The organism is Croceitalea sp. W27 (assembly GCF_055693185.1).
Genome location: NZ_CM146327.1, coordinates 2,428,005 through 2,450,209, shown reverse-complemented (window position 1 = coordinate 2,450,209; position 22,205 = coordinate 2,428,005). Strand labels below are relative to the sequence as shown.

Below are 22,205 nucleotides of genomic sequence, written 5' to 3'. Positions count from 1 at the left end.
AAATTAAATATACCTGCTTTGAAAATGCCCTACAACCTTATTCGCTTAAAATTAACTATTGGTCTAATTAGGAAACGTCTCGATTAACATAGGTATTGTGGCAATAAGAATTAAAATCGATGTAACCCCAATGAAAATAGATTGTTTCACCTTTAACACAGATTGTATGAGATATGCTATGGTCAGAATCATTAAAATGATTATGATTTGAGAGAATTCAATACCTGTAGCAAAACCCAATAATGGTGATAGTTTATGCTCTTCTTCTGCCATTAACATATTAAAATAGTTTGAAAATCCGAAACCATGGATTAACCCGAAAAAAGCAGTTGCAAGACATTGAAAATAGATGCCTGTAACATGCTCTTTTCTAAATACCCTGAAAAAATTGAGTATCGCCGTTAGCGCTATGGTAACCGGAATTAAAAATTCAATTAACTCAACATCTATCGAAAAAATACCATACACTGAAAATGCCAAAGAAGTGCAATGTGTAATGGTAAATATTGTGGCCAAAACCAATACGGGTTTCCAACTTTTAAAAGTAAACGGAATTGCCAAAGCGGATAAGAAAAGAATATGGTCATAGGCACTTAAATCTAAAACGTGCTCTAAACCCAATTTTATATAAAACCAAAAATCTTGCATGTCTATTAGTTACAAGTTAAAGTTACAAGTTATAAGCCTTTTGTAGTACCTCGTAGCGGTTTTCTTTGAAAATTTACTATTGCAGATACTATACTGTTTAGAGATTAGCTACTGATTACTGACTCCTAAATTAAACCATCCCTCTTTCTTGTTGAATGACCTCATATGCTTTTTGTACTTCCTTAAATTTTTCTTCGGCGCCCTTTTTAATGGCTTCATTATCGGTTATTACCTTATCAGGGTGGTATTTTTTTGCCATATTTCGATAGGCCTTTTTTACCTCATCGTCTGTTGCAGATCGTTGAATTTCTAAGATTTTATAAGCATTATCGGCAGATTTAATAAACATCGCCATAATACTCTCAAAATCGTTCTGCCCCACGCGAAGGTAACCTGCCAATTCCCTTAATTTAGTGACTTCTGGTTGACTAACTTGCCCATCCGCCTGCGCAATTCCAAATAAAAAGTGTATCAATTGCAAACGCACCTCATAGCGTGTTCTTTGATTTAAATAGGAACAGATGCGCTGTGCAGAAACTTCTCTCTTTTTGATGACATCGTTAAAAGTTCTAAAAATTGCATTTGATTTTTCTTTGCCATAGGTGCTCACAAAATACTGCCTTACGTAATCGAGCTCTCTTTGACTTACCTGCCCATCAGCTTTTATTACAATGGAACAAAGTGATAAGAGATTCAATTCAAAATCTGCAGGTGAAACCGTTTGTTTGGTGAAATCTCGAAAAACGGTTCTAGCTCCCCCGCCTTTATTACTATTTAAATTATCTAAAAAACTACCTATCAGAAAGCCTAAAATAGCACCCGGAAAACGTAAAAAAGAATACCCTATAATGGCTGCAAACCACTTGATCATAAATGAAAAATTGAAATTTCAAATATAGCCCTTTGAATAGTCAAAGACATGTTAAGTCTCACAAAAAAATACGACAAAAAACCTATCTTTGTGCATCTTAAAAAATAGACTATGTATCCTGAGGAATTAGTAAAACCAATGAGAAACGATCTAGCAAGTGCTGGATTCGAAGAATTATATACCAGTGAAGCTGTTGAGAATGCATTAAAAAAAGAAGGTACAACACTAGTAGTTGTAAATTCTGTTTGTGGTTGTGCAGCGGCTAATGCCAGGCCGGCGGCAAAACTTAGTTTGCAAAACGATAAAAAGCCCGATCACATTACTACGGTATTTGCCGGCGTAGATACAGAAGCCGTTAATACGGCAAGAGCGGCAATGGTTCCTTTTCCACCTTCATCACCAAGTATGGCCCTATTTAAAAATGGAGAATTGGTCCATATGATCGAAAGACATCATATTGAAGGTAGACCAGCCGAAATAATTGCTGAAAACTTGACAGAAGCATATAACGAACATTGCTAAGAACAGTTTAAAAACTACTAAAAAAACCATCTCTTTTTTGAGGTGGTTTTTTATTTTTACGCCATGCAAAAGTTGCTCTCATATCCGCTGACCATTCTTTTCTTTCTTTTCTTCGGATTAGCACTTCTCTTCTTTCACCCTATACAGTGGATTTGTTTCAATGTTTTTGGTTACAATGCACATAAAAAAAGTGTAAGTCTTTTGAATAGATGTTTAATGCTTTCCACCAATGTTTTAGGCACTCGATATACCTTTAAAAACAATCAAAATATACCGTTAGATAAGCCCATTATCATTGTTTCTAACCATCAAAGCATGTATGATATTCCACCTATCATATGGCACATGCGAAAGTTTCATCCGAAGTTCGTAAGCAAAAAAGAATTGGGTAAAGGCATCCCCAGTGTATCATACAATCTAAGACATGGTGGTTCTGTACTTATTGATAGAAATGATGGAAAGCAGGCCATTACCGAAATAGGAAAGCTGGGCACTTACATAGAAAAATACAATCGCTGCGCCGTTATTTTTCCTGAAGGTACGCGAAGTAGAGATGGCAACCCAAAGCCCTTTAAACCAATGGGGTTAAAAATGTTGCTTAAAAAAGCGCCATCTGCGTTAATTGTTCCTATAACTATAAATAACTCTTGGAAGTTGTTGCGCTATGGCAAATTTCCGATGGGCATCGGTGCGCACTTAAAATTTAAAGTGCATCCTCCCATAGAAAATAAAGGAAATATTGATGATTTACTTTCAAAAATTGAGCAACAAGTTATAAAAGATATTAAAGTAGATTGATGAACGACTCAGAATTGGTAGAAGAAACCATTGTATTCGTAAAAGAAACTTTAAAAGGTGCGGAAGGCGGACATGATTGGTTTCACGTTCAACGTGTATTCAACAATACCCTACTACTGGCCAAAGAAGAGAATGTAAACATTTTAGTGGTCAGCCTTGCAGCCCTTTTACATGATATTGCGGATCCAAAATTTCATAATGGCGACGAGAGTATAGGGCCACAACGGGCAAAGGATTTTTTAAATTCTTTAAACGTAGAGGGCAAAACAAGTAAGCACGTCATCGATATTATAAAAAACATGTCTTTTAAAAATTCTTTGGATAAAAATAGAAAGTCATTTAATTCAAAAGAGTTAAAAGTTGTTCAAGATGCCGATCGATTAGATGCCATTGGTGCCATTGGTATCGCACGTGCATTTAATTATGGAGGGTATAAAAATCGAGAATTATACAACCCCGATATTGCACCAAACTTGAACATGACCAAAGAAGCGTATAAAAAATCTAAGGCGCCAACTATCAATCATTTCTATGAAAAACTACTTTTATTGAAGGATAAAATGAATACCACTACAGGTAAAAAAATAGCTAAACAGCGCCATCAAGTAATGCTCGACTATCTCGAACAATTCTATAAAGAATGGAACGGCCAACTTTAGTATGGCATCTCGCATTATTAAACCTCTTTTTGTATCTTCAAAAAACTCAAATTTAAATATGAAAAAGAATTTTTATCTCTTTAGCCTTCTATTCATTTTCAGCTTTCACAGCAGCATTGCCCAAGACCTTGTTAGTCCTAATTTCTGGAAACTCTCTGATGGAAAGAGTATTGTTTGGGATTTGACCAACGAAGACAGACTACCGCACAAAGACAATATTGAAATGTCGGGCAGAAAAGTTTCTGCAATTCTTTACTACGAGATTGACGAAGAGAAAAACTTAAGTATTACTAAAGATGTTATTTTTCCGCAGCTTAGAACTTATAACAAGTCCAATGAACCCGATTGGAAAAAGTATCGTGCTTATTTTAGAAAAAAGGTCGGTAATGATGCGTCTCCAACCATTACCTATAACGAAAAACTCATAATTCCCTCAAAAATAGACTCCATTAAAATTTCTGGGATGCTTACTTTTTATTGTACTCCGGTCAATGGTTTGCAGGTGACCAAAACCTTTTATCCATCAATGGAAAATCGTTTTTTGGTAGAAAAATGGGATATTAAAAATATAGATGCTGCGGAAAAAGAAGTGTTTTTTACCAACTATTCGCTTCAGCAAAAAGAATTGGGCTACAAGGGCATGTACCGCCATGAGGTTTACAGTGACGCGACTGACAAAAGAACAATAGCGCCCAATGGGTCTTATAGCTTTCCGGTTTACTATGGCGCTACTTTAAATGGAGAAAAAGCTTCAGATTTTGACTTTAATAGCGCGCTCATGCAACGAAAGCAATTTTTAAAAGAGCTTCAAAGCAACTTAGTTTTAAACACACCTGACGCGATCATTAACACACTATTCTATTTTTCAAAGATAAGAGCTTCAGAAAGTATTTTTGATTCTTCAATGGGGCTAGTACATTCACCAGGAGGCGGAAATTATTATACCGGTATTTGGGCGAATGATCAAGTAGAATATAGCGGGCCCTTTTTTCCTTATTTAGGGTATGAAAATGCCAGTACGGCCGCATTTAATACATATAAAAAATTCTTGGAAAACATTCCGACAGAAGATACCCATATTCCTTATGCGTTTGAGGTCGATGGTATATTCCCCATGAAACACTTAGATCGTGGCGACGCCGCTATGATCGCTTATGGCACATCGTTATATCTGCTTTCGATCGGTGATATGGAGCAATCTAAAAAGTTATGGCCATTGATCGAGTGGTCTATTGAATATTGCCATAAAATGCGAAACGCCGCAGGTGCCGTACAATCAGAATCAGATGAAATGGAAGGACGAATAGAAACTGGCACTGCCAATCTGTCTACTTCAACATTATATTATGGCGGACTAAAATATGCCTCAAGACTTGCCAAAGAACTAAAACTGGCTAAAGCAGCCGCTTTGTATGCTACCAGGGCAAATGAAATGGAGGCTGTTATCGAAAACTATTTTGGCAGCACCATGGAAGGTCTAGAAACCTATAAATATTTTAAAGAAAACACCTTATTGCGCCATTGGATATGCCTGCCTTTAACAATGGGAATCGATAAAAGAAAAGAGGGTACACTTGCAGCACTTTTTGAAAAGCTCTGGACGAAAAACGGCATCTTGGTAGAACTGAATCCTGAATTGCCGGTCGAAGATGCTATTTTTTGGGATAGGGCAACCCTCTATGCCCTTAGAGGCGCTATGCGAGTTGGTGAAGTTGATCTTGCTTATAATAAACTAAAAAGTTACTCTCAAAAAAGGCTTTTGGGCGATCATGTACCTTATGCCATTGAAGCTTTTCCAGAAAATAATATGAAGCACTTATCAGCTGAAAGTGCCCTTTACTGTAGAATTATTACCGAAGGTTTATTGGGTATAGAACCTATGGGTTTTAATAAAACACAACTATCACCAAGTTTACCAGATGGTTGGGACTTTTTATCTCTTAAAAACGTATTTATAGCCGGAGCACCCATGGATATTTCTGTCAAACGAAGAAAAGGAAAGTTACTTGTTAGGGTCGAAAATAAAGGCCAAGTGCTCTTAAATAAAACTATTAAAATTGGCGCATCTACCCTTGTAAATCACGGCCCATAAGTAAGCTATTATTATACCTTACTTATTTTTTTTCTTAAGTGCTTTTTGACCAGTTCGTTTGTGCTTAAACGGATAGCTTTCTGCAAATGCTCTTGGTGGGCTTTATCATTCTCTAATTGAAAAAACAAATCGGCCTTTATCGCATAAAAAAGACTATTTGAACCAAAATTCGTTTTTTCTTCTAAGGCTTCAAGCACCGTTAAGGCCTTTTTAGCTCCATATACTTTTGCATAAGGTACAATTCTATTCAAGGCTGCAATTGGGGAAAACTGTTGTTTTAATTGTAGGTCATATAAATAAAGAATGCTTTTCCAATCCGTTTTTTCAAAGGTCTTGGCCGAACAATGGTAATAAGAGACTGCAGCCTCTAAGTGATAATTAGAAGGCAATCTGTCTAAAGTACCCGAATTCTCTAAGTGATATTCGGCAATTTTAATCAGCTCTTTAGAGTATTTAGAACGGTCATGAAACTCTAGGGAAACCAGATCACCATTTTTATCTAAACGTGAATCAAAACGAGCGGCGTGAAAACACATTAAGGCAACAAGTGCCTCTAGATTCGGATGTCCGCAATATTTATTTTCTCTTAAAAGAAGGGCCAGTCTTAAAGCCTCATAACAAATATCTTGTTTTACCATTTGAGACCCCGTGGTTGTCGCATAGCCTTCACTAAATAATAAGTAAATAACACGTAAGACTACAAAAAGTCTTGACTGCAAGCCCATTTGAATTGGTATCTGCAAAAACTGGACTTCATTCTTGAATTTTTTTTTGGCTCTGGTAAAAGATTTGGCAACGGTTTCTTCCTTTTTCAGCAGTGCCTCCGCAAGCTCTTTATTGCTAAAACCACCTATTAGTTTTAAACTTAAAATAAGTTGATGTTCTTCTGATAATGCCGGGTGGCAACAGGCGAATATCATTTTAAGTTGACTATCGGTCAACTCATCTTTTGTTGCTAATTCTACTTGTGAACCTTCGGCCTCCGCTGTTTTTGAGTCCTCCAGATAGTCCATTTTCTTATCTCTTCGCAGGCCATCGATTAGAGCATTATTAGCTACTCTAAATAGCCATGCCGTAGGGTTGTCAGGAATATCTTTGAAGGCCCACAAGCGCATGGCCTTTATAAATGCGTCTTGTATAGCATCTTCAATTTTTTCTAAATAAGCAACACCATACTTACTGGTCAATAGCGCTATAACCTTACCATATTCGTTTCTAAAAAGGTGTTCTACGGTATCAGTTGCTTTTTTGTTTTGCATAGGATATAAAAAAGCCTGATGAATATCAGGCCTTTATCTATTTTGATTTTAGTGTTGGTCCATTGAAAGTATTTCACGCACCTCAACATTACTGCCCTCATAATCAAAAATGGGGCATCCTTTAGAAATTTCTACCGCCTCATCCATATCCTTTGCGGAAACTATTAAATACCCTCCAACAAGCTCAGCCCCTTCTGCAAATGGTCCGTTAGTCACTAATTCTCCCCTATTATGCACTACTTTTCCATCCTCGGCCAAGGGGAGTCCGTCTAATAATTGGCCTTTTTCTTGCAGCTTTCCCATCCATGCCCCCCATACTTGCATATGTGCTTGTTTTTCTTCTTGTGACAATTTTCCATAAGCATCATCGCCACCTCTAAATAAATACAAAAAATTACTCATCGCTTTACATTTTGTGTCCCCCTTAGGCGGACTGGTTTTACATTGTTTTCATTAGCATGACGAAAACACATCTAGACATTGGACAACTCTCTATAAATTTATTTAAAATAATTTCATTTGCCCATCTTTAAACTGTTCGTGCAAATCAGTTCTTAACTTCGGGAATTCCTTATCTGAAAAATACTTTTGCCTAGCCAGTTTGGCCATATCATGAATTTGAGATGCTATTTTGCCTTCCCCTCTATTTCTTAACCCAAACCGACTATCATTTAAAGACCCTCCGCGACAATCTTGAATTGCATGCAATACCTTTTTGGCACGGTCTGGCATAGCTTTTTCTATCCAATCTGTAAAGATCTGTCCAATCGCACCATTTAAACGGACTACGGTAAACCCAAAAGATAAAGCGCCATGGTCAGCAACAGTTTGTGCCAACTTTAAAAGCTCGTGACTATTGATACCCGGTATCATTGGGGCTAGCATTGCATTTACAGGAATACCATTCTCAGCTAAAACCTTAACTGTTTTTAAGCGTTTGGCTATTGTTGTGGTACGAGGTTCTAAAAGACGTCTAGTTTCCTCGGATAAGGAAGTAATGGAAACATTAACACCTACCAAACCATTTTTGGAAAGCGCTTTCAAAATATCTAAATCCCTTAATACCAAAGCATTTTTAGTAATAATACCAACAGGATGGCGGTACTTTAAAAAAACCGCCAAGCACTTTCTTGTAATCTCAAATTGCCGTTCCGCAGGTTGATAACAATCTGTATTACCTGAAAGCACAATGGTAGCGGCCTTCCATTTTTTGCTTTTCAACTTTTCTTCCAAAAGCTCAGGAGCCGCCTTTTTAATAAGAATCTTACGTTCAAAATCGAGCCCGGCGCTATAACCCCAATACTCATGTGCATTGCGTGCATAACAATAAATACAACCGTGTTCACAACCCTGATAGGGATTCATCGAAAACTGCATGCCAACATCGGGGCTCGTAACCTTATTCACAATAGTTTTGGGAAAAATCGGAATATATTGGGTGCGATTAGTATCAGCTTCTTCACCTTCAAGTCTACAAAACTCCAAGAAATCGTCTCGCTGCTCATAAATATGATTAAGAAACTTGTTGGGCGTGTTTTGTTGCGCACCTCTACCCTTAAGATATAGTGATTGTTTCAATTTAGGATTTATTCCAAATTTATGGAATTATTCCTATTTTAGATGTTAAATAATCTTATTTAAAAACAACTTCGACCAACTGTTTTTTGTTACCTCTTTTGGCATAGAACAGAAGTTGGTCTTTAGCAGAATCGATTAGTGGTTTAGACACCATTAAAGGCAGTCTGGCCTCTTCATCGCCGATGACCTTTTCATAATCAAGTTTCCCTGATTCATCCAAAGAAATTAAAAATACATTTCTATTTCTGCTCAAGCCCTGTTTAAAGATTAAACGTTCTCCGTTAATAAGTTGCGGATTTTCGGCAGCGGTACAAATAAAGAAATAGGTCTTGCCATCTTTACTATACGAACTGTACGAGGCATAGGCCCCGTCGCCTTGCGTAACTTCGGCCTTATTAATATTTCTTGTCCATATCAAATCGCCGTCCATATCCAATTTGGCACTTACGATATCATTGTGGTGAAAACGCTCTACTTTCATACGTTGTCCGGCCCCGGTGACCTGTAGACTGCTGGTTACAAAATATTCTTCTGCATTAAAAAGAATGTCATTTTCATCGGTAACATTCACACTTTTAAATACGAGGTTTTTGATTACTTTATCTTCTTCTCTACCAAATTTATCTTCCATAAATTGCTCGGAAAAAGGATGGTATTTTTTAGATGTAATGGCAAGGGAGCTCGGGTTTATATCAAAATATGATACCCCATTATAACGATTATCTTTTCTATCGGCATAAAACCCTACACATAGCAACCTATTGTCATCAATGATTGGATATAAACCCTCAGAATACTTACCGGGGTCATCAAAAGACTGTGTTTTTGCAACACCCCCTGAAATTTTTATGAGTTCATATTGAAACTTACGCTCGTCGACCTGAAAACGCTTCTTTTTAAAATAAGCTTTTCCAACAATAAAGGTTTCTTCTAAATTATTAGACAATGCAATCTGCTCAAAGGCATAGTTCTTCTCTTCTACTTCTGCTGAAAAATCTTGCTCCCATTTTTTATTCAAATTGGTATCGAACAAATGAATGGTATGTTGATTCTTTTTGCCTTTAATATGATGTGTGCTTATAATAAAGCCGGTCTTCTCAGGATTAAAAAGCAGGGTAGTAGAAAATCCGTTTTTAAAGTTTCGGTTGTAATAGTTTCTGCCAAATGCCCCTTCAACTGCAGGCGTCTTAAACTCTAAAAGATTTGTAGTCTTAAAATTATAGTTCACCAAATTCGAAGTGTGAGCAGTGTATCTGTACATACCACGTTCAAAATCATAGGTCAAAAAGATAAGATTCAGCTGACCATTTTTTGTAAAGCCATCTACGAACTGCATCCCCTTTAATTTGTAGTTGTATTCAGAAATAAGTTCTAAATCTTTATTGTAGCGTTCAATAAAATACCCTTTTGGTTTTAAGATAAGACCTTGAAAATAGGCTCTTACCAAAATATAGCCCCCATCACCATCATCGTCAATGGTTACTAGGTTTGAATACCGATACCTATCATTGAACTTCTCACTAAAATCATAAGAAACAGGCATTTTCTGCGCAAAAGATTGCAGTCCTATTGCCAATACACATACTAGAAGTAGTCTTGTAATCATAAAAGTAGCTTTGGTTATACCAAGGCTATGAACCAGGAAAATTGGCTTTTCGCTTTTCTAAAAAGGCCGTAGTGCCTTCTTTAAAATCTTTGGTGCCGAAACACGCTCCAAAAGCATCAATCTCAACGGCATAGCCATTCTTATCATAGCTATAACCTGCATTTACCGCTTTTATTGCCTGTTTTATGGCAACTGAAGAGTTATTCGATATCTTGCTCGCCAGCTTTTGACAAAGAGGCAATAACTCTTCTTGGGCGACCACGTAATTAACCAGGCCGCAATCCAATGCTTTTTGGGCGTCAAGCATGCCTGCGGTCATGATAAGTTCCATCGCTTTTCCTTTGCCTACTAATTGTGGCAAACGTTGCGTACCGCCATAGCCAGGTATCACCCCTAAAGAAACTTCTGGCAAACCCATTTTTGCATTGTCACTGGCCACTCTAAAATGGCAGGCCATGGCCAATTCCAGACCTCCTCCAAGAGCAAACCCATTAACGGCGGCGATAACCGGAGTACTTAAGTTCTCAACGAGGTCAAATAGAATTTCCTGTCCTTTAGCAGCCAATTTTCCACCTTCTTTTACCGAAAAATGGGCGAATTCTGAAATATCCGCTCCGGCGACAAAGGCTTTTTCGCCACTGCCAGTAATGATAATCGTCTTTATTTCAGCATCCGCATCTAGCTCTTTAAATGCTTCATGAAGCTCATATATGGTGTCTTTATTTAGCGCATTCAACTTCTTAGGCCGGTCTATGGTAATAACGGCAATGTTATTTTCTTCTTCTATATAAATGTTTTCGTAATTCATTGGTTGAATGTTAGCTATTGATATGGGTAAAATTAAGTATTCAGGTTTCAAATGACAAAACCAATAATCATTGCTTTGGAAATTTTACCGTAAAGACCGTACCCTTGCCTTCTTGAGATGTAAAGTCAATAGAACCGCTATAATTCTCAACAATATTTTTTACCATTCCTAATCCAAGGCCCATACCGCTGGATTTTGTAGTGAACTTCGGTTCAAAAATCTTTTCTTTAAACTCATCTGCGATACCTACACCATTATCTGCAACAGATATTTTTATTTGATTTTCTTCAGAAGCGACAGTCACCAAAATACGAGGATTCTCTACTTCAGGTACAGCCTGTATCGCATTTTTGACCAAGTTTGTAATAACACGTATCAGCTGCGTACGATCCAACTTGGCAATTAAGGCTTCATCTTCAGCGATAAAATGTATATAGGGTTCATGAAAAATATCTAAGGCCAATTTTGAAACCTTTACCACGTTCAGGGTCTCTTTTTGCTGTGCTGGCATATCAGCGAAGTTCGAAAATGCCGAAGCAATATTGCTCATGGTATCGATTTGTTGCACCAAGGTTTTAGAGAACTCTTTCATTTTTCGCTCGGCATTCGGGTCTTCAGGGTCAAACTTTCGTTCAAAGCTCTGTACCGTAAGTCGCATAGGTGTTAGCGGATTTTTAATCTCATGAGCTACCTGTTTGGCCATTTCACGCCATGCCTGTTCACGCTCACTTCTCGCCAATTTTGCAGCACTTTGTTCTAATTCATCTATCATGGCATTATAAGCATCTACCAACTTGCCTATCTCTTCACTAGGGTCTTCAATTATGATTTTTTCGTTACGCTTGTTCAAATTGGTTTGCCCCATCTTATCAGAAATGGTCTGTAGTGACCTGGTAATGTATTTTGAAATAAAATAGGCCAATAGAATTGCTGATAACAACATGACCAAATACACCCCCCCTAAGCGCATTAAAAACTCCCTTAGTTCCATATCATTAAACGAATTATCCTCAAAATAAGGAAGGTTCATAATGCCTATGGGCTTAAACTTAGGATCGGTTATATAATTATAAGATGCTTGGTACTTATCTCCTGCCGTACGTTTCTTTTCTACATAACGTTTATTAGTGCTGGCCAATAAATTGTTCAATACATCGGCATCTAAACAATTTGCCACCGAATCGGCTTCAAAGGCAGGTTTGGAGCTTTTTATAAGTGTTCCCTCTAAATCATAAATATTGAAGTTTACATTTTGAACGTCCGAGATTTTATAAATCTCATGTCTGAAAATAAACTCTAGATTCTCCGTTTTTGGTTCAAAGGTGGTTTCTTTTAAAACATAATTGATACTCTGTAGTATCTGTTCTTCTTTACGTTCCAACCTGTTTTGATGGTAATCTTTTGATTGTTCACGATACTGATAAATGGTCACCCCGGCGATGAGTACAGATGCAATTAGCACCAACAAAATCATGGTAAAAAAGATGCGAGACCGTAAGGATAGTTTTTTGAACAAGTAAGACTTAATTTGGATTTAAAGTTAGCAATAATCAAGCCAATTAAAATGCAAGTTCAAAAATCAATTGCAAATACAATGATAAGAGCTTTCTTAGGTTTGAACTTGAACTTTGCGCCAATACCTTTTTTAGGCTTCAGGGTTTTTATCTCGAATACGTTTGTACAAACGAATGCCCAGCATTAATAAAATACCCAAAAGAATAATCCCCAAGACTCCATAAATCCAATTCACGGCACTTTTTAAAATAACGAGAAACACGACAGCGAAAAGAATTAACGTAGCACCTTCGTTCCAGATGCGCATAAAGTTGGAAGAGTACTTCACCTCATCGCGTTGTAGTTCGCTAAAAATCTGGTGACATTTAAAATGATAGGCAATCAGTAAAACCACAAAACCCAGTTTTACCTGCATCCATGGCTGATATACCAAAGCTGTTTGTAGGTGCAATAACCATAGTGCAAAAAACACACATAAAATTGCTGAAGGCCAAGTAATGATAAACCATAATCTTTTGGTCATCAGTTTTAACTGCTTGGTCAAAATCTCTTTTTCAGGCGATGGTTTTGCATTGGCCTCAATATGATAAATAAACAAACGTGGAATATAAAAAAGCCCTGCAAACCAAGTAATCACAAAGATTAGATGGAGGGATTTTATGTAGTTGTATAATTCCATTTTTTAAGGTACATCAATGTTAGTTCATGGTAAATTTAATCAACAAAAAACCATCGGCCAATAAGCATCAACTTAATACTTCTCGACTCCGCTCGAAGTGACGGTAATTTGCTCATTTTCTTTTATTAAAGTGGGCGCACATCATATTGAGCCCATCGAAACATTGCAAATAGGTCTCGACAGAGCCTGTCTTGAGTATAGCAAAAAGACTCGAAAAGACAGATAACAAGAAAAATACTAATTCCCAAGGCCAAAGCTTAGTCCCTTACAACCTAATAGCTCCAATACCAGCATCCCATAATTTTTTGTTATAAGCTGGAATTGCCTCATTCTTTAACACTTCCGCCTTACTTTTTAAAACCGCCCATTGTGCATCGAGTTCTTTTTTCCGGTCTTTTGAGGGCTGGTTTACACGCGGAATCGCACTATTGGTAGCATCGATTAAAAATAGATATTCGGCTGTGAACTTATTTGGAAAATTCTCTACATCATCATACGCCTGTGATTTTCGCTGTATCATATCCTTATCCCAAGCATCCAAATCTTTTACCAATTTTTCCCCTTCTGTTTTGAGAGCAGCATCTTTGACATCTTTCAAAACTTCTTTTAGCTGCCCTTGAACCTTGTATAGGGAATTTACCGTGTTGTGCATCTCTGTTAAACGCGCCTCGGCATCCGTTAAAAAATCATGGTATTCCGCATATTGTTCTGGGGTGGTACTGTATGTGGGTACAGCAACGACCTTCCCTTTTGTAGTTACTATTGTATCTCCATTTTTTAGGCGAACAGTATATTCCCCAGGAGGTACTCGGTGACCACTAAAAGCAGATTCTATATAGGTGTTCGGGACACCTGGTAAAATAGGTGTTTTCATATCCCATACAAATCGGTTTAATCCCTCTTTTTTTGGCAATGTTGGCGCCGGTCTGGGGCCACCACCATTGTGCGGTTTGTAGTTTTTATCCTTTTCCGAAGAAAAGCTCCGGACTATTTTTCCAGAAGCATCCAAAATATCCATGGTGATTATGGTTGAATCGTTCAGCTTTGGCAATTCATAATATAAAATCATACCGTTTGCGGGATTAACCCCAGACAAGGTATTCGTACCATCAAACTTATCTGTATTACCATTCATTTGACTATACCAGGTTCCATTCATAGCATCCTCCGGTTTGTATAGTTTTAGTGCTTTTTGCTTTGGCTCGTATTGTGCTAAAAGCGACAAATCGTCCAGTATCCAAAAGGCCCTTCCGGATGTAGCCACAATCAAATCGTTTTGATGGATTTTAATATCCGTAATCGGTGTTTTCGGCAAGTTCAGTTGAAAAGGTTTCCAAGTTTTGCCACCATTCCAAGACAGATAAAGCCCTTTTTCGGTGCCGGCATAAAGCAAATCTTTTCGGTTTGGGTCTTCTCGTACTACCCTTGTAAAAGCCCCATAAGGAATACCAGAATTGATACTCGTCCATGTTTTTCCGTAGTCCGTGCTTTTATACAATGCAGGTGTATGGTCGTTGAACTTGTATTTTGTGGTAGCTATATACACCGTGGCTTTGTCATGCGGAGAAACTTCAATGGCATTCACTAAAGATTCGCCCAAGTTCTTCGGTGTGATATTTTGCCAGCTTTCGCCATTGTTTTTAGTAATATGCACATAACCGTCATCGCTTCCCGTGTAAAAAACACCGGCTTCATGAGGAGATTCCAATACATAGGCCAAGGTTCCATAGTTCTCGGCACCTACAGCCTCGTTGGTATAGGGCCCACCACCATTACCTTGTTTGGCATCGATATCACGTGTTAAATCCGGCGACATTTCTTCCCAAGTAACGCCCATATCCCGAGTTCGCAACAACAATTGTGCTCCGTGGTAAAATGTATTTTCTTCATGCTGCGAACGCAAGGTCGGAGCATTCCAGTTGTACAGGTATTTCATGTTTCTAGCCTCACGCCCCAAATACTGAATAGGTGCCGCCATTACTTGTGTTGATGCTTTTGATTCCATATCCAATACATCTATGGTTCCTAAATAACTTCCGCCCATTACATATCTCGGATTATCGGGATCAAAAGCCAAAAACGCACTTTCCCCACCAGCAGAGGGACTAAAATCGGACATGGTAATGCCCCCTCTTCCCGGTGACATATTGGCTATCATAGCAGAAGAATAATCTTGTTGACCCGCATAAATGTTATATGGAAAAAGGTTATCGGTATTGATGCGATAAAATTGGCCGGTAGGCATATTTTCTTGCGAAGACCACGTTTTTCCAAAGTCAAAAGTCACTGCTGCACCCCCATCATTGGCGATGACCATATTGAGGGAATTTTTAGGATTGATCCACAAATCGTGATAATCGCCATGGGTGCCTGTAATACGTTCCCAATTTTTGCCTCCATCTAAAGAACGTAAAGCCGGAGCACTTAAAACATATACAATATCCTCATCTTGGGGGTCGGTAAACACTTCAATATAATACCAAGCGCGTTGGGTCAATCGGTTATCTCCGCTAACCATACTCCAGCTTTTTCCGGCATTGTTCGAAACAAAAAGCCCTCCTTTGTCTTGGTTTGAATCACTTTCAATCAAAGCATATACCTTGTTTGAATTAGCAGGGCTCACAGAAATTGCCATTTTACCTTTTTCTTCTGGAAGACCTTCGGTCATCTCTGTCCATGTTTCGCCAGCATCGGTAGATTTGTATAGTCCGCTACCTTCGCCGCCGCTAATCACCATATGAGGCTTGCGTTGATGTTCCCACATTGCGGCATACATAATTTCAGGGTAGTTGGCATCCATCGAAAGTTCTGCCGCACCTGTCAATTCATTGACAAAAAGGGTATGTTTCCAGGTCTTACCGCCATCGGTAGATTTGTAAATACCCCGTTCTTTATTAGGTCCATACAGTTGCCCTTGCGCGGCAACATAAACGATATCAGGATTAGTCGGGTGAATTATAATTCGTGAAATATGTTGCGTTTCCTTTAAGCCCATATGCTTCCATGTTTTTCCTGCATCGGTAGATTTATATACCCCGTCTCCGTAGGAGGTCATTACCCCACGTGGCGCATGCTCCCCCATTCCTACATATACAATATTGGTATTGTAGGTTGAAACTGCAACCGCGCCTACAGAGCCCATTTCAAAAAAACCATCGGAGATATTCTTCCAACGCTGTCCGGCATCTTCGGTTTTCCATAATCCGCCACCGGTGGTACCCATGTAGTAAGTCATGGGTTGCCCAACTACCCCTGAAGCAGAAACTGAACGACCTCCCCGAAATGGACCAATATTTCGGAACTTTAAAGGCTTAAAATAATCTTCCGCCGTTTGCGCAAAGCTTATTGAAGTGGTCAGAAGAATAAGCAGAAGGAGTTGGATATTGTTTTTCATTTTGGATTTATAGGTGTTTTTATATCTTTTATGTTTCTAAGGTCTCGACTCCGCTCGACCTGACAGTAGAACTAAGTTCTTTCTTACTGAACCCTCTCTTCGAGTTTTTCGACTACTCTTGAAGTACAAATGTAATTTAATCTCCATTTTGCTATCACTTCGAGCGGAGTCGAGAAGCTCAGGGGTACACATTTAAATTTTATCTAAGTCTTTATTTTTAGAATGACTCTCATTCTTACATTCTGCAAGTAAAGGCAGTATATCATAATCCTTATTCGCCAAAGCTAATTTCTTGGCCCGGCTCCATTTTTTAATCTTCTTTTCAAAAACTTCGGCTTGTGCAAATTGCATAAATTCTTGATGCCATATTAACTTTACCGGTCTTCTTTTTGAAGTAAAGGAGTTATCGTTCAATCCGGAATTATGTTCCTTAAGTCTTCTTTCTATATTATTTGTAAGACCAATATAAATTGATTCATCTGAGCACTCAACCATATAAACATAATAGAACTTCATATTTATTTTACCACCTGCAAAACCTGTCATACCGAGCGGCTTCGAGATGCCGGTTTTGGTGATTTGAACCCTTACTTCTTGACTCCGCTCGAAGTGACGGCACTTCTCTCATTTTCTATTCTTCTACAGATAAATACTCCAACTTCAAGGCATTAAACTGAGCGTTGAATTCTTTCATTTCTTTATCCACCAAAGCATCAAAGGCATCCAATTGGGTGTTTATCTTAGCGGTCATTTCATTTTTAACTGCGATGTCTTGTTCCGTAGGAGGGAAATCGTCAATAGACACCAGACTGTTCAAATGTGCCAATTTATTGGTCAGTTTAATCGGGAAGTTCAACGGATCTTGATTACTTCTGTTCTTTGTTTGATACAAGGCCTTCTCTATTTCTTCAAAACCTTCTTTCATTTTTTTTGCTTTTTCCACTAATGCTTTGGTAGCCTCATTATTCTTGTACTGTTTTGAAAAGGCATCTAATTTCTCATTGATTTTACGAATCTTTTTGATGGATTGATGGGCCTTGTCTACCGTTTCGTTGATGCTGGATATAAAATCATACTGCTTCTGCATATCGGCTACCGAAACCTCAGCGCGAGGGTCAGGTAGAATTTTAAAGGTCTCACTCTGTGTAGTTCCATTCACATTTAAATGGACTTTATAACTTCCAGGAACTGCTTTCGCCCCATTTAAATTGGCCCACCAAAGTATCATTCCCTTTAAGCGTTCTGCACCCTTACCACGGGTATCCCAAACATGGGTATTTCCACCCTTTTCAATCTTCAACTTATTCTTTTTCTCCTTGGCAAAAGTGCTGAAATTACCGAGTGTATCCCCTGCCATTGAGGTATAGGTAAGACTGATACTGTCTTTTTCATTCTTATCTTTTAGATAAAAATGGGTGACCACCCCATTAGGATGGTTTTGCCCAGAAGTCAAGCTAGGTTTCGTGGCTGCCCTACCTTTTGTTCGATACGAATCTTTAGGAGCGAACAACTTCATAGCAGCACCTTTATCCGAAGCATTTAACTGATGTAATACTGTTAAATCATCTAAAACCCAGACGCTACGCCCTTGAGTCGCCACCACGAGATTATTGTCTTTTAAAGCCAAATCGGTAATAGGCACAATGGGTAAATTCAATTGAAACTTCTCCCATTTGGCACCATCATTAAAAGAGACATACATTCCCGTTTCGGTACCCGCATACAACAATCCTTTTTGTTTAGGATCTTCACGGAGCACACGCGTAAAATGTTCGCTCTCGATACCATTGGTAATTTTTGACCAGGTTTTTCCGTAGTCGGTAGTTCTATATAAATAGGGGGCGAAATCTCCCAGTTTATATCGCGTGGCCGCTACATAGCAGGTGCCCTCATCAAAAGCGGAAGGCTCTATACTATTGATCATGCTCCACTCGGGCATGTTAGGTGGAGTAATATTCTCCCAGTTTTGACCACCGTCTTTGGTGATGTGTATTAAACCGTCATCACTACCTACCCAAAGTAAACCTTCTTTCAGCGGACTTTCATTCGCGGCAAAAATGGTACAATAGTACTCTACACTAGTGTTATCTTGAGTTATCGGCCCACCTGAACTTACCAGTTTGTCTGGGTCGTTTCTTGTTAAATCTCCACTAAGCAACTTCCAGCTTTGCCCTTCATTTTCCGTAACATGTACATGGTTTGAAAACGTGTATAATTTTTTCGGATTATGACGACTAAAAATAATAGGGAAGTTCCACTGAAAACGATATTTCATCGCTTCGGCTCCGGCACCCATAGGATTGTCTGGCCATACATTGATTCCCCGAACCGTATTGTTCTTATGGTTCACTCGCGTTAAGAATCCATCGTAACTACCGCCATAAACAATATCGTTGTCCGTAGGGTCTACCGCAATATGCGCACTCTCACCCCCGGCTGTAGGCTCCCAATCGTCTTCGCCAATACTTCCCCCATCGGAGCGGTGGTTCACTCGTATGGTAGAATTGTCTTGCTGCGCCACATAAATACGATATGGAAAGGCATTGTCCGTGGTCACCCTATAGAACTGTGCGGTCGGTTGATTGTAATAGGTACTCCATGTTTCCCCACCATCATAGGTGACCTGTGCTCCACCATCATCACCAATGATCATGCGTTTACTATTCTCTGGGGCAATCCATAAATCGTGGTGATCACCGTGTGGCGCATTGAAGGTGCTGAAGGTTTTTCCCCCATCAGAACTTTTATGGTAACGCACATTTAACACGTAAACCACATCCTCATTTTCTGTGTCGGCATATAAACGGGTATAGTACCATGCACGTTGGCGCAGTTTACGTTCGCTATTGACTTGCGTCCATTTTTTGCCACCATCATCTGAGCGGTACAGACCTCCCTTTTCTTTGTTTTCGACTATTGCCCAAACCCGTTCGCTATTTTTTGGGGAAACGGTTACTCCAATAATGCCCAAAGTGTCTTTGGGAAAACCTTCATTTTTAGAGATTTCAGTCCATGTTTCACCGCTATCGGTACTTTTCCAAAGGGCAGAACCATCTCCACCACTACTCAAGGAATAAGGGGTACGTTTTGCACGCCATGTAGATGCATATAAAATACGTGGATTGTTGGGGTCAAAAGTTAGGTCCACAGCCCCAGCTTGGTCATTTACAAAAAGCTTTTTGTTCCATGTTTTTCCTCCATCGGTACTTTTATAGATACCTCTTTCTTGTGTTGGTTTATAGATATTTCCCAAAACAGCGGCATATACGGTATTATGGTCTGTAGGGTGAATACGTATACGCGGTACATGGCGGCTATTTTTTAGCCCTGCCGATGTCCAAGTTTTACCGGCATCTTCGGTTTTCCAAATTCCATACCCGCTGGAAACATTTCCACGAAGGGTTTTTTCACCACCGCCCACATAAATCACATTGGGGTCGCTTTTGGCAACTTCAACGGCTCCGATACTACCGCCGAAATACCCATCGGAGATATTTTCCCAAGTACGACCCCCGTTCATGGTCTTCCATACCCCACCGCCTGTGGATCCCATGTAAAATAAGTTGGGCTCACCTGGGACTCCGGTCACGGCAGCTGAACGGCCACCACGAAACGGCCCTACCAGACGGTACTCCATGCTGGAATATAATTCTGAAGGAATTGAAGGCGCCGCCTTCTGGGTTTTATTTCTTCTTTGTGCGTCTGTAGAAATTGTAGAAAGGGAAAGCGTAAGCAATAGTAAGCCAGCTTTGGAAAGCAAGTATTTCATTTTGTGTTCTTTTTGGTTGGCAAATTGCAAAAGCTGTTACCCTATCGAGTGTAATCGATACAGTTACCGTGGCAAAATACCAGGTTGAATTAGTCTTTTTAAAAGTAGTAAAAATCAAGTAAACTAGTAGCTATTTATTAATTTCCATAGCCATCTTAAAGGCATTATAAGTATTTAGAATACTTCCTGTTTTAGACAAAGAAGAAAATGGCACTAAAGGGTCACCATCTTCATCTCCAGGCCGTTTTACCATAATATTCAGCTTAGTGCCAGAATTAAGAATTATTTCTTTAAGCTGAATGGCCGTTAAATTAGGGAAATATGATTTTAACAGGGCAGCTGTGCCAGCGACCATTGGGCTCGCATAAGAAGTTCCTCTACTTGAACTATAGGCATTATCCGGGTCAGAAGAATAAATATCGGAGGCGGGAGCCATTAAATCTACTTGTACTTTACCGTAATTAGAAAAAGAAGATACTAATGTGGAATCTAATTTAGATGTAATTCCTCCTGCATTAATAAAGGTGTCGATTGTCTCATAACCGTTATAAAAATCAGTTGGGTAATTACGTTCAATATCAATATTTTTTGCATCGTTTCCCGAACCCGAAACCAATAGGACATCTTTTTTTGCGGCATATTGCATAGCCTTTTTCACTAATTCTTTTTGAGTTGAATAATATTTTCCCCAACTCATATTTATAATTTGAGCCCCATTGTCCACGGCATATCGGATTGCTTTTGCAACATCCTCGTCATGCTCATCCCCATAAGAGACCATGACCACTGGCATTAACCTAATATGGTTTGAGTAGCCATCTATTCCAACATCATTATTCCTAGTTCCGGCAAGTAATCCGGAAACTGGGGTTGAATGTTGAAAAATTAATTCATTATTCTTTACTATTGGATTTCCCTTTCCTATATTTTTTCGTTCATCAAAATCAGGATTCAAGAATGTTTCCAATTCTTTTTTATTATTCTCAATATAAACGTTAAAACCACCTTCTTCCTCTATGCCCCAATCAATCATTTGTTTCATCCAATCAATATGCTCTTTTGAAGCCAAACCGATACCCACTAAACTATCGAGAGTCTTTATGTTATAAGCCCCGTCTTTTAATTCGACTAAAACCTGTCGTTTCCAATCAAAATACACTTGTGAAATTGAGTCTAAATACTTTATGCTACCAAGATTCGAACTACGTTGTTCTTGCAATTCTTCTTTTGCTTTCAGGTATTCTTTTTCTTCCGAAGGCGTAGGTTTGTTTTTACCAGTACTATAATTTCTCTCATAAGCCTTTACAACTCTAACTACCTCCAAAGATTGATATTCTACCTCATCGCCATTCGCGTTACCTAAAAAATTCCATCCATTGACGTCATCAACATAGCCATTGTTGTCATCATCAATACCGTTATTTGGTATTTCATCTTCATTTATCCAAATCTGGTCTTTTAAATCTTCGTGATCAATGTCTAGCTTTGTGTCCAAAACAGCTACGATTACCTCTTGGCCTTCAAGATCTTTAATTAGTTCTTTGTAGAGCCTATCCAATCCGACACCAGGGATACTATCTTTTGCCAAATCTTTTTGCCACCAAGTTTTTAAAGCTACAGTATCTAATTCTTGAGAACGACTAGAAACGCTAAAAAAAATAAATAATAACAAGATAGCTTTAGAAAGCAAATACTTCATTTGAGTGTTTTTAATTAGTAAGTACTAAAAGTGATTGTCATTTCGAAATGAGGAGGTTATAACGATTGAGAAATCTAGATTTCTCTCACATATTGTATTACGTTCAAAATGACCCCACATAACCAAATATCTCTATCGGAATTCGTCTCTTTAAATGTAAGGAATAATTAAAAGTCTGGCGGTAGTTCGTTGAAGTTTTTGATATGAAACCTATCTGCTAAATTTATTCAAAAACTAAAACCTAGTCTCAATTAGTGTTTTCAATGTAGCTACGAAGGAGTTGAAAATATATTGAGAAACTCAGGTTT

Annotated in this window: 17 protein-coding genes; 4 read left to right on the top strand and 13 right to left on the bottom strand. The window is 38.6% G+C overall.

Annotated elements, in window-relative coordinates; all coding sequences use genetic code 11:
* Positions 1-63 precede the first annotated feature (63 nt).
* Together ACZ1GR_RS11060 and ACZ1GR_RS11055 are read right to left on the bottom strand one after the other, a co-directional pair.
* The gene (locus ACZ1GR_RS11060; RefSeq protein ID WP_472609037.1) at positions 64-648 is read right to left on the bottom strand and encodes a HupE/UreJ family protein; all 585 of its coding nucleotides are present in this window, start codon (positions 646-648) and stop codon (positions 64-66) included.
* 130 nt (positions 649-778) lie between these two features.
* Positions 779-1,519, bottom strand: coding sequence for a TerB family tellurite resistance protein (locus tag ACZ1GR_RS11055; RefSeq protein ID WP_472609036.1), 741 nt, complete (start codon positions 1,517-1,519; stop codon positions 779-781).
* A 111-nt stretch (positions 1,520-1,630) separates the two neighbouring features.
* On the opposite strand from ACZ1GR_RS11055, the gene ACZ1GR_RS11050 reads away from it, so the two are divergent.
* The 4 genes from ACZ1GR_RS11050 (at position 1,631) to ACZ1GR_RS11035 (ending at position 5,590) form a co-directional block, all read left to right on the top strand.
* A complete protein-coding gene (locus ACZ1GR_RS11050) occupies positions 1,631-2,041 on the top strand; it encodes a BrxA/BrxB family bacilliredoxin (RefSeq protein WP_472609035.1) in 411 nt (136 codons plus the stop codon).
* Positions 2,042-2,104: 63 nt separating this feature from the next.
* Positions 2,105-2,839, top strand: a complete 735-nt coding sequence (locus tag ACZ1GR_RS11045) for a lysophospholipid acyltransferase family protein (protein WP_472609034.1) — start codon at positions 2,105-2,107, stop codon at positions 2,837-2,839.
* Entirely contained in the window at positions 2,839-3,498 is a 660-nt protein-coding gene (locus ACZ1GR_RS11040; RefSeq protein WP_472609033.1) for an HD domain-containing protein, read from the top strand. Before ACZ1GR_RS11045 ends, ACZ1GR_RS11040 begins: the two co-directional genes overlap by 1 nt.
* 58 nt (positions 3,499-3,556) lie before the next feature.
* Positions 3,557-5,590 carry a six-hairpin glycosidase-like protein gene (locus ACZ1GR_RS11035; RefSeq protein WP_472609032.1) on the top strand — a complete coding sequence of 678 codons (2,034 nt, stop codon included), beginning with the start codon at positions 3,557-3,559 and terminating at the stop codon, positions 5,588-5,590.
* 11 nt (positions 5,591-5,601) lie between these two features.
* Here the strand turns inward: ACZ1GR_RS11035 and ACZ1GR_RS11030 are convergent, their stop codons facing one another.
* From ACZ1GR_RS11030 to ACZ1GR_RS10980, 11 genes are all read right to left on the bottom strand, one after another.
* Positions 5,602-6,849 carry an RNA polymerase sigma factor gene (locus ACZ1GR_RS11030; protein ID WP_472609031.1) on the bottom strand — a complete coding sequence of 416 codons (1,248 nt, stop codon included), beginning with the start codon at positions 6,847-6,849 and terminating at the stop codon, positions 5,602-5,604.
* Positions 6,850-6,897: 48 nt separating this feature from the next.
* Positions 6,898-7,251 (bottom strand): YciI family protein, encoded by a 354-nt coding sequence (locus ACZ1GR_RS11025; protein ID WP_377766856.1) that lies wholly within the window; start codon positions 7,249-7,251, stop codon positions 6,898-6,900.
* 102 nt (positions 7,252-7,353) lie between these two features.
* The gene (locus ACZ1GR_RS11020) at positions 7,354-8,427 is read right to left on the bottom strand and encodes a PA0069 family radical SAM protein (protein ID WP_472609030.1); all 1,074 of its coding nucleotides are present in this window, start codon (positions 8,425-8,427) and stop codon (positions 7,354-7,356) included.
* Positions 8,428-8,482: 55 nt separating this feature from the next.
* Complete coding sequence (locus ACZ1GR_RS11015) at positions 8,483-10,033, bottom strand: hypothetical protein (protein WP_472609029.1); 1,551 nt, start codon at positions 10,031-10,033, stop codon at positions 8,483-8,485.
* A 25-nt stretch (positions 10,034-10,058) separates the two neighbouring features.
* On the bottom strand, positions 10,059-10,841 hold the full coding sequence (locus ACZ1GR_RS11010) for an enoyl-CoA hydratase/isomerase family protein (RefSeq protein ID WP_472609028.1): 783 nt from the start codon (positions 10,839-10,841) through the stop codon (positions 10,059-10,061).
* A 67-nt stretch (positions 10,842-10,908) separates the two neighbouring features.
* The gene (locus tag ACZ1GR_RS11005; RefSeq protein ID WP_472611814.1) at positions 10,909-12,315 is read right to left on the bottom strand and encodes a sensor histidine kinase; all 1,407 of its coding nucleotides are present in this window, start codon (positions 12,313-12,315) and stop codon (positions 10,909-10,911) included.
* A 171-nt stretch (positions 12,316-12,486) separates the two neighbouring features.
* Positions 12,487-13,035, bottom strand: coding sequence for a CopD family protein (locus ACZ1GR_RS11000; protein ID WP_377766860.1), 549 nt, complete (start codon positions 13,033-13,035; stop codon positions 12,487-12,489).
* 265 nt (positions 13,036-13,300) lie between these two features.
* Positions 13,301-16,429, bottom strand: coding sequence for a VPS10 domain-containing protein (locus ACZ1GR_RS10995; RefSeq protein ID WP_472609027.1), 3,129 nt, complete (start codon positions 16,427-16,429; stop codon positions 13,301-13,303).
* Between the two features lie 192 nt (positions 16,430-16,621).
* Positions 16,622-16,975 (bottom strand): GIY-YIG nuclease family protein, encoded by a 354-nt coding sequence (locus ACZ1GR_RS10990; RefSeq protein WP_472609026.1) that lies wholly within the window; start codon positions 16,973-16,975, stop codon positions 16,622-16,624.
* A gap of 85 nt (positions 16,976-17,060) precedes the next feature.
* Complete coding sequence (locus tag ACZ1GR_RS10985) at positions 17,061-20,198, bottom strand: VPS10 domain-containing protein (protein WP_472609025.1); 3,138 nt, start codon at positions 20,196-20,198, stop codon at positions 17,061-17,063.
* A gap of 130 nt (positions 20,199-20,328) precedes the next feature.
* Positions 20,329-21,897 carry a S8 family serine peptidase gene (locus ACZ1GR_RS10980; RefSeq protein WP_472609024.1) on the bottom strand — a complete coding sequence of 523 codons (1,569 nt, stop codon included), beginning with the start codon at positions 21,895-21,897 and terminating at the stop codon, positions 20,329-20,331.
* Positions 21,898-22,205: the final 308 nt, after the last annotated feature.